General features: G+C 38.1%; 8 protein-coding genes. 7 read left to right on the plus strand and 1 reads right to left on the minus strand.

Translation table 11 applies throughout. The features are described from left to right. Positions 1-2: 2 nt before the first annotated feature. Positions 3-839, minus strand: coding sequence for a glycoside hydrolase family 25 protein (locus tag IYQ91_RS07425; RefSeq protein WP_195673488.1), 837 nt, complete (start codon positions 837-839; stop codon positions 3-5). A gap of 280 nt (positions 840-1,119) precedes the next feature. On the opposite strand from IYQ91_RS07425, the gene ftsW reads away from it, so the two are divergent. From ftsW to IYQ91_RS07460, 7 genes are all read left to right on the plus strand, one after another. Next, positions 1,120-2,352, plus strand: a complete 1,233-nt coding sequence (gene ftsW / locus IYQ91_RS07430; protein WP_126467335.1) for a cell division peptidoglycan polymerase FtsW — start codon at positions 1,120-1,122, stop codon at positions 2,350-2,352. 38 nt (positions 2,353-2,390) lie between these two features. Continuing rightward, on the plus strand, positions 2,391-5,090 hold the full coding sequence (ppc, locus tag IYQ91_RS07435) for a phosphoenolpyruvate carboxylase (RefSeq protein ID WP_195673489.1): 2,700 nt from the start codon (positions 2,391-2,393) through the stop codon (positions 5,088-5,090). A 125-nt stretch (positions 5,091-5,215) separates the two neighbouring features. Next, entirely contained in the window at positions 5,216-5,686 is a 471-nt protein-coding gene (locus IYQ91_RS07440; RefSeq protein WP_195673490.1) for an RNA polymerase sigma factor, read from the plus strand. Beyond that, positions 5,673-6,737: an anti sigma factor C-terminal domain-containing protein gene (locus IYQ91_RS07445; RefSeq protein ID WP_106100942.1), complete on the plus strand. Its 1,065-nt coding sequence runs from the start codon at positions 5,673-5,675 to the stop codon at positions 6,735-6,737. Before IYQ91_RS07440 ends, IYQ91_RS07445 begins: the two co-directional genes overlap by 14 nt. A gap of 123 nt (positions 6,738-6,860) precedes the next feature. After that, positions 6,861-8,057 (plus strand): elongation factor Tu, encoded by a 1,197-nt coding sequence (gene tuf, locus IYQ91_RS07450; protein ID WP_003023932.1) that lies wholly within the window; start codon positions 6,861-6,863, stop codon positions 8,055-8,057. Positions 8,058-8,213: 156 nt separating this feature from the next. Further along, positions 8,214-8,972, plus strand: coding sequence for a triose-phosphate isomerase (tpiA, locus tag IYQ91_RS07455; RefSeq protein WP_195673491.1), 759 nt, complete (start codon positions 8,214-8,216; stop codon positions 8,970-8,972). A gap of 65 nt (positions 8,973-9,037) precedes the next feature. Beyond that, a partial coding sequence (locus IYQ91_RS07460; RefSeq protein ID WP_195673492.1) for a GH25 family lysozyme occupies positions 9,038-10,308 on the plus strand: 1,271 nt, incomplete at its 3' end.

A 10,308-nucleotide genomic window follows, 5' to 3' on the forward strand; every position in this document is an offset into this window, starting at 1 on the left:
TATTATTTTCCATTACCAAATAATTTTTTAAATGTTTTTGTCTGATTTTTTAAAGGAGATAGCTGATTAAGATCGACATCATGTGCAAAACCACCAATTGAGCCTTGTGATGTGTATTGATGTAAATCGTATTTTAAGTCTGTCTTAGGGGCAGTGTTGTAATAACCGTCATTATAGCCGTAAGTTGGAATCCAAATAGCTGTGAATTTATTAGTTGAGATACTGTGTTCTTCAAGGAAATAGGTTCCGACATAAATCCCGATGTTCTTAGCACCCAATGATGCTAACTTAGCGCGAAAAGCTTCAACACCAGCATTCATGTTCTCCATAGTTTTTTCTTCAACATCTAGCCAGTAGTAGGTCGGTTTGTATTTTGAAGCAGCTTTATAAAAACTTTCGGCAGCTTTTTGCATTTCTTTCTTGTTGCTACCTGCCACATAAGCATAGACAGCGACAGGAATATTTCGTTTTTGAAATTCTTCTATGTGGCGTTGATAGGATTTATCAATTCCGTTTAAGTGTGTAGCTGCATTTTCTTTTTTTGCTTGTGCTCCGCTATGCACGCGTATAATGGCGCCAGAAACATTTTTTGCTAGTACGTCATAGTTAATATCACTTGGCAATTGCCAGCCGGACAAGTCAATGATTGGTTTATAGGCTTTGTCTGCTTTATCGGAATCTGAAGTATCAGTTGACTGAGAAGCAGCTGATGTTTGTGTAATAGCGTCCTTTTGCTGTTTAGTTTCCTTGTTTTCTGAATAATGCTTCGCTCCTAAAATAATCGCAATGAAGCTAACAAAGAAAACAAAGACAACAAGCGGTTTAATCCTCTTTCTCATATAATTTCATTTTAACGTAAAGTCAGATAAAAAGCAAAATAAACTAGTAGAAAATAAGTATTTGTCATCAAATTGAAATATTAAAGAAAGCGGTTTATTGGACATAATGGTGAAGAATGCTTATAAATCCTATTCATAAACTCAGCTTATTGTTCTTTTTTTAGTTAAAGTTTAGCCTAGATACTGCAAGGATTTAAAAAATACCGTTCGTCAAATACTTTTTTTTTACCCTGAAAAGTGGTATAATGTTCGGTGAAAATTTAATAATATTAGGTGAACTATGAAAATTGATAAACGCCACCTGCTGAATTATTCCATTTTGATTCCTTATTTGATTTTATCTATTTTGGGATTGATAGTTGTTTATTCAACGTCAAGTGCCACTTTAGTACAGGTAGGAGCGAATTCGCTCAGATCTGTTTTAAATCAAGGAATTTTCTGGGTAATCAGCTTACTTGCCATTGCTTTAATTTACAAAATAAAGTTAGATTTCTTAAAAGACAATCGACTGATTGTCATTGTTATTTTTGTGGAAATCTTGCTTTTAATTTTATCTCGCTTCCTTGGTGCCCGAATCAATGGTGCACATGGTTGGTTACGATTTGGTCCGATTAGTCTCCAGCCGGCTGAGTATTTAAAAATTATTCTGATTTGGTTTTTAGCACAGCGGTTTTCTCATCAACAAGATGAAATCGCAACGTATGACTATCAGGCTTTAACACGAAATCAACTGATTCCACGCGCACTGAACGACTGGCGAATCCTAGTCGTTGTGCTAATTGGAATCGTAGCAGCGCTGCCTGACTTGGGGAATGCGACCATTCTTTTGCTGACGACCTTAATCATGGTAACGGTTAGTGGGATCGGTTATCGCTGGTTTTCAACTCTTCTTGGAATATTGGTCACTCTTTCCACAGCGGTTTTAGCAGGCATCTGGTTGATTGGTGTGGAAAAAGTTGCTAAGGTTCCTGTGTTTGGCTATGTAGCAAAACGATTTAGTGCCTTTTTTAATCCTTTTAAAGATTTATCAGGCGCAGGTCACCAGCTAGCTAATTCCTATTACGCCATGAGCAATGGCGGTTGGTTTGGCTTAGGATTAGGAAATTCTATCGAAAAACGTGGTTATTTGCCAGAAGCACAGACAGACTTCGTCTTTTCCATTGTTATTGAAGAATTTGGATTTATCGGTGCCAGTTTGATTTTAGCCCTCTTATTTTTCCTTATTTTGCGGATTATTCTTGTGGGAATTCGAGCAAAAGATCCATTTAATTCTATGATGGCTCTTGGTGTCGGTGGAATGCTACTGACACAAACGTTTGTCAATATTGGAGGAATTTCCGGTTTGATTCCTTCGACGGGTGTCACCTTCCCCTTCTTATCACAAGGTGGAAATAGTTTGTTGGTATTATCCGTAGCGATTGCTTTTGTGTTAAACATTGATGCCAATGAAAAACGAGAAAGTTTGTATAGAGAAATCGAAGAAACCAATCACGGTTTAAGAATTATTCGCTAACGTTAGATTGAGCAAAAGCTTATTGAAAGGTGTAGATCATGTCACTTCAAAAATTAGAAAATTACAATAATAAAGAAGTCATCCAAGAAGAAGTTACGATTTTGACGGACTTATTAGAGGAAGTTACAAAAAATATGCTGAGTCCTGAAACCTTTGAAAAAATCATTGCTTTAAAAGAATTAGCAGCAGCTGGAAATTATGAAGGGTTAAATGAGATTGTTCAAAGTCTATCGAACAAGGAAATGTCTTATATTTCTCGTTATTTTTCAATCCTGCCTCTTTTAATCAATATTTCAGAAGATGTAGATTTGGCTTTTGAGATTAACTATCAAAATAATGTGGGGCAAGATTATCTTGGGAAATTATCCACAACGATTGATTTGGTTGCTGAAAAGGAAAACGCTGCTGAAATTTTGGAGCATTTGAATGTGGTCCCTGTTTTAACAGCTCATCCAACTCAAGTGCAACGAACGACTATGCTGGATTTGACCAATCATATTCACGTCTTGTTGCGTAAATACCGCGATGTGCGAATGGGCTTGCTCAATGAGCAAAAATGGCACAATAATCTTCGTCGATATATCGAAATTATCATGCGAACAGATATGATTCGTGAGAAGAAATTAAAAGTGACCAATGAAATCACCAATGTGATGGAATACTACAATAGCTCTTTCTTGCAGGCGGTGACTAATTTAACAGAAGAATACAAGCGCTTAGCCAAACAGCACGGGATTGACCTGAAAAATCCTACCCCTATTACGATGGGAATGTGGATTGGTGGTGACCGAGATGGAAATCCTTATGTTACAGCTGAAACATTGAAAAAATCCGCTTTGACACAATGTGAAGTGATTATGAACTATTACGATACGAAAGTTGCTAATTTGTACCGTGAATTTTCTTTGTCAACAGGTATCGTAAAAGTCAGTGAAGCGGTGCAGGAAATGGCTTATCTGTCAGAAGATAATTCTATTTACCGCGAAAAAGAATTGTATCGCCGTGCTTTCTACTACATTCAAACAAAACTAAAAAATACAAAGACTTACTTTATTGATCAGATAAAAACAGAGCCACATTACCACAAAATTGAGGAATTTAAACATGATTTACTAGCTATCAAGCAGTCTCTTCTTGAAAATAAAGGCGAAGCAATGATTTCTGGTGAGTTTACTGAGTTGCTTCAAGCGGTAGAAGTATTCGGTTTTTACCTTGCTTCCATTGATATGCGTCAAGATTCCAGTGTTCATGAAGCCTGCGTTGCGGAGTTATTAGCGAGCGCAGGAATTGTGGAGCATTATAGCGAGCTTTCTGAAGACGAAAAATGTCACGTTCTGCTAAATGAACTTCTCTATGACCCGCGGATTCTCTCTGCAACACACACTAAAAAATCAGCCCTTTTACAAAAAGAATTAGAGATTTTTCAAACGGCGCGTGAGTTGAAAGATAAGCTAGGAGATGCTGTCATTAAACAAACCATTATTTCTCATGCTACGAGCGTGTCTGACCTTTTAGAGTTGGCTGTTATGCACAAGGAAGTTGGTCTCATTGATAAAGAATTTGCGCGTGTACAGATTGTGCCACTCTTTGAAACCATTGAAGACTTGGATAATTCCTATGACACGATGAAGAAATACTTATCTCTTCCAATCGCTCAGAAATGGATTGCCTCCAATAACAACTATCAAGAAATCATGCTGGGCTATTCAGACAGCAATAAAGACGGTGGTTACTTATCATCTTGCTGGACTCTTTATAAAGCTCAACAGCAATTGACTGCTATCGGAGATGAATTTGGTGTGAAAATCACCTTTTTCCACGGTCGTGGTGGAACGGTTGGTCGTGGTGGCGGACCTACTTATGAAGCCATTACCTCTCAGCCTCTCCGTAGTATCAATGACCGGATTCGCTTGACAGAGCAAGGAGAAGTCATTGGCAATAAATATGGAAATAAAGATGCTGCGTATTATAATTTAGAAATGCTGGTGTCGGCAACGATTAACCGTATGATTACTAAGAAAAAAAGTGATACCAACACGTCCAAGCGCTATGAGCATATTATGGATCAGGTAGTAGAACGAAGCTATCAAATTTATCGTGATTTGGTTTTTGGCAATGAGCATTTTTATGATTATTTCTTTGAATCAAGCCCGATCAAAGCTATTTCCAGCTTTAATATTGGTTCGCGACCGGCTGCGCGTAAAACAATTACCGAAATCGGTGGCTTGCGTGCCATTCCGTGGGTCTTTTCATGGTCACAAAGTCGGGTGATGTTCCCTGGTTGGTATGGTGTTGGATCCAGCTTTAAAGAATTTATTGATGAAAATCCAGAAGAAAATCTAGCTTTCTTGAGAAAGATGTATAAAAATTGGCCTTTCTTCCAATCGCTTTTGTCCAATGTAGACATGGTGTTATCAAAGTCGAATATGAATATCGCCTTTGAATATGCTCAATTGTGTGAAGATAAAGAAGTACAAGAAATTTATTATACAATTTTGGATGAGTGGCAATTAACCAAGAATGTTATTCTTTCTATTGAAGATTATGATGACCTGTTAGAGGAAAATCCCTACTTGCGAGACAGTTTAGACTACCGCATGCGTTATTTTAATATTTTGAATTACATTCAGCTAGAACTCATCAAGCGCCAACGCCGTGGAGAATTATCCTCGGATGAAGAACGATTGATTCACGTCACAATCAATGGAATTGCGACAGGACTGAGAAACTCAGGCTGATGAAGAATGAAAGATCGGATTATTTCCGATTTTTTTATATTTTTGTAACCCAAAACGCTTCCAATTCGTTATACTAGTGAAGGAAGGGGGATGAGGATATCAAACTAGATGATTATGAAAAAGTCTTGATTACCTTTGCGAAAGAAATCGTCTATTATCTGCAAGGCTCAGGCGTTCCAAAAGAGCAAGCAGAAGATGTTGTTCAGGATGTTTTTATCAAAATGCTAGAGTCTGATTTTGTCATCCCTGCTCAAAAAATGCGAGCTTGGATGTATCGTGTGTCTATTCGCCGCTATATTGACAAATACCGGCGCGATAAGCATTATATGGAAATCCTGCGACGAGATTTTTTTACAAAGGAAAATCAATTGATTGTTGAAGGAGCAGATTATGACTTTCTCATGGAGGAAGTAGAAAAGTTGCCCACACAGGATAAAATCATGTTGGATCTTTATTATTTTCAAGGATTCTCAATAGGCGAAATAGCAGAAGTACTCCATTATTCTAAGAGCAAAGTCAAAGTTCAGCTCATGCGCAGTCGAAAGAAACTTCGACAGGTTTTGGAAAAGAAAGGATATCATCATGGAAACATTTGAAATCGTTGCGAAGAAGAGCAAAAAGCGAAATACCAAGCGGATTATCCTCTGGTCAACAACAGTAGTGGTAGTATTTTTTGGAATATATATTGGTGTTCGTATGATTACGGGAAAACTCATCAGCAACCAAGCTTGGAAGGTAGTCAATGAGGTACAACTAGTTGAAAGCGTTGCCTTTCCTAATATTGAAACGTATACCTGGTCTGCTAATGGTGGAGATATGTTTCACGGTGGTATTAAAGGTAGACAAGCTAAAGATATTTATGGAATTCCACTCGACTATGGTGAATATAAGGCAGATTTTGGAATTTTTAATATCAATCGAGGAATCCTTTTTCATGCAAATTCTGGCAGATATACAGAATCTGGGGCAACTATTCAAATAGAAAATAACCAAAAAGTGCCACAATTCTACAATAAAAATGTGAAAGAGGAGAAAGGAGAACCTGTCCATGAACCAACCCAAGAACTTCCTTATATCAAAGAAATGAAAAATCAACTGGTAGAAGTGGCTCTGACCTTTGATAAACCATATAGTTTAAAAGAAATTCGGGCTATAATACCTAAGAATCTAAAGACCAATTGGTATTGGATTGGTACAAATTCAACAAGCGATCCAAGTTGGTGGCAACCGAGCAATCTATATGGCACAAGTCCAGATTATCTAACGCAAAAAGAATATGTTCACAAGAAGGAAGCAGAAGAAGCTATTAAAAATCTCAAAGAAGGAGAGAAACTGAATGACAGACTTTCCGAAATGAAGGATGTAGATGGATTCTTGGCTAATCTGAAGAAATATATTAAAAGTGGATTTGGAAAAAGTAGCTACAATAATGCAACTCCGTCAGATGACATTAAAACCTACTTGAAAAAATTTGGTAAGCTAGACTTGTCTAAGAAAGAAGACCTAGAAAAATTAGAATTCTCAGGCGTTATCCTAACAGGAAAAGCTGAAAATTTTGCACAGCTGGAAGGTAAGGAGTGGATTTATGCATCAAGCATTGGAGCTTCTATACCAAATCAACCATACTACAAGTTGGACAAAGAATAAATTGATAAAAAAGGCGTAAAATGCTTGCAATTTGAAGAAAATTTGATAAAATAGTAAGGAAAGTTAGACTGTATTGCCTACTGTCTATCTATAAAATATATTTTATTGGAGGCTTTTACTCAAATGGCAAAAGAAAAATACGATCGTAGTAAACCACACGTTAACATCGGTACAATTGGACACGTTGACCATGGTAAAACTACCCTAACTGCAGCTATCACGACTGTACTTGCACGTCGTCTTCCAAGTTCAGTTAACCAACCAAAAGATTACTCATCTATTGATGCTGCTCCAGAAGAACGCGAACGCGGAATCACTATCAACACTGCACACGTTGAATACGAAACTGCTAAACGTCACTATGCTCACATCGACGCTCCAGGACACGCAGACTACGTTAAAAACATGATCACTGGTGCTGCTCAAATGGATGGAGCTATCCTTGTAGTAGCTTCAACTGACGGACCAATGCCTCAAACTCGTGAACACATTCTTCTTTCACGCCAAGTAGGTGTTAAATACCTTATCGTCTTCATGAATAAAGTTGACTTGGTTGACGATGAAGAATTGCTTGAATTGGTTGAAATGGAAATCCGTGACCTTCTTTCAGAATACGATTTCCCAGGTGATGAAATCCCAGTTATCCAAGGTTCAGCTCTTAAAGCTCTTGAAGGTGATGAAAAATATGAAGACATCATTATGGAATTGATGGATACTGTTGATGAATACATTCCAGAACCAGAACGTGACACTGACAAACCATTGCTTCTTCCAGTCGAAGATGTATTCTCAATTACTGGACGTGGTACTGTTGCTTCAGGACGTATCGACCGTGGTACTGTTAAAGTCAACGACGAAGTTGAAATCGTTGGTATCCGTGACGAAATCCAAAAAGCGGTTGTTACTGGTGTTGAAATGTTCCGTAAACAATTGGACGAAGGTCTTGCTGGAGATAACGTAGGGGTTCTTCTTCGTGGTATCCAACGTGACGAAATCGAACGTGGACAAGTTCTTGCTAAACCAGGTTCAATTCATCCACATACTAAATTCAAAGGTGAAGTTTACATCCTTACTAAAGAAGAAGGTGGACGCCATACTCCATTCTTCAACAACTACCGTCCTCAATTCTACTTCCGTACTACAGACGTTACAGGTTCAATCGAACTTCCTGCAGGTACTGAAATGGTAATGCCTGGTGATAACGTAACAATCGACGTTGAATTGATCCACCCAATTGCCGTAGAACAAGGAACTACATTCTCTATCCGTGAAGGTGGACGTACTGTAGGTTCAGGTATGGTTACAGAAATCGAAGCTTAATTCAGTTAAGTTCCCAGATGAACAATTAAAGTCAGACAAACGAGCTCCGCTATTGCGGGGCTTTCTTTTTTATGATTTCATTCGACTCAGTCTTTATTTCTCTATTAAATTATGGTAAAATGATAGATGTAAATAAAAAAAGAAGAGGTATGTGAAATGTCACGTAAACCGTTTATCGCTGGTAACTGGAAAATGAACAAAAATCCAGAAGAAGCTAAAGCATTTGTTGAAGCAGTAGCTTCTAAATTGCCTTCATCAGAACTTGTTGAAGCTGGTATCGCAGCTCCAGCCCTTGACTTGTCAACAGTTCTTGCAGCTGCTAAGGGTTCTAATCTTAAAATTGCCGCAGAAAACTGCTATTTTGAAGATGCTGGTGCTTTCACCGGTGAAAACAGCCCTAAAGTGTTGGCTGAAATGGGCACAGATTATGTTGTAATTGGTCACTCAGAACGTCGTGAATACTTCCATGAGACAGATGAAGATATCAACAAAAAAGCAAAAGCAATCTTTGCAAATGGGATGCTTCCAATTATTTGTTGTGGTGAAACACTTGAAACTTATGAAGCAGGTAAAGCTGCTGAATTCGTAGGTGGACAAGTTTCAGCCGCTCTTGCTGGCTTATCAGAAGAACAAGTTTCTTCACTTGTTATCGCATATGAACCAATCTGGGCTATCGGTACTGGTAAATCAGCTACTCAAGACGATGCTCAAAAAATGTGTAAAGCAGTTCGTGATGTTGTAGCAGCTGACTTTGGTCAAGAAGTGGCTGACAAAGTACGTGTACAATACGGCGGCTCAGTAAAACCGAACAATGTGGCTGAATACATGGCATGTCCAGATGTTGACGGTGCCCTTGTTGGTGGAGCATCACTTGAAGCAGAAAGTTTCCTTGCATTGTTGGACTTTGTAAAATAGTTCTTAAAAGAAATAATTAGCTTGCCATATTTTATGGCAGGCTTATTTTAAAATGGAGAAATAAAATGAAAAAGAAAAGTTTATTTTATTTAGCAAGCACAGCTATTTTAATTGCAGCTAGTTCACATCAAATTTTTGCTGATGAACCTGTAAAAACTTCTACGCTAGAGCCGACAGTAGAACTCAATAAACAAGAAGCTCATTCTACAGCTGAACTCCAAACAAAAGAAGTAACTCAAACTGCTCCAATAAATCAAACAACTTCATCTTCTTCATCTAAAAACGAAGCAACTGCTTCATCAACCGCTTCAACTGAAGCTAAAGTTTCAGAAGAACAAAATGTTGTAAAAGAAAATTCGACAACTACAACTGAGACTAAAAAAGACAACAAGTCAACTTTTTTTGCTGCACAGAATAATCAAGCAACAGCTAGAAGTAATCCTGATGCACAAGTGAAAAAATCAACTTTTGTGGATGTCAGCAGTCATAATGGACATATCAGCAAAGAAGATTATCAACATTTAGCTGAAAAAGGGGTAAATGGGGTTGTTGTCAAATTAACAGAAGGAACGAGCTATAAAAATCCTTATGCGGCTTCTCAAACACGGAATGCACAAGCGGCAGGTATGCAAGTGTCGGCTTATGCCTTTTCTCATTATACTAATGAAGCAGAAGCAAGAGCAGAAGCGCGCTATTTTGCAGAGGAAGCAAGGCGATTGAACCTTCCTTCCTCAACTGTTATGGTAAATGATATTGAAGATTCTGATATGCGTCCAAATATCAATGCAACTACCCAAGCTTGGGCAGATGAAATGCGGCGTATGGGCTTTTCAAATTTGATGTACTATACAAGTGCAAGTTGGCTTGATCGAAACAATCTTAGAACGAAAGGACCAATCCAAACAGAGAAATTTGGCTTGGAAAATTTCTGGGTAGCGCAATATCCAACTTCAAAATTAAGTGCAGATGATGCGAAAACACTGAAATATAATAGTGAAGCAGGTGCTTGGCAGTTTACTTCGCAAGCTGAACTACTACCTGGTCATCATGTATTTGACCAAAGCGTGGATTATACTGGACGATTTACGAATAAGGCAACTCCAAGCAATCGTGCTGCAAATCAGCCAATAAAGGGAAAAATCACGGTTCAAAACAATAATCCTAACACAGGAACCTTTGATGTGATTGTGTCAGATGTTTCTGCTCCTTATGGTGTTCGTGAAGTGAAATTACCGACCTGGTCTAATGTCAATGGTCAAGATGACATTATCTGGTACACAGCGACAAAGCAAACTAATGGAACCTATAAAGTAACAGTAAGGGCAGTAGATCACAA

Origin of the sequence: Streptococcus sp. HF-2466 (genome assembly GCF_015594645.1) — a bacterium.
GTDB lineage: Bacteria > Bacillota > Bacilli > Lactobacillales > Streptococcaceae > Streptococcus > Streptococcus anginosus.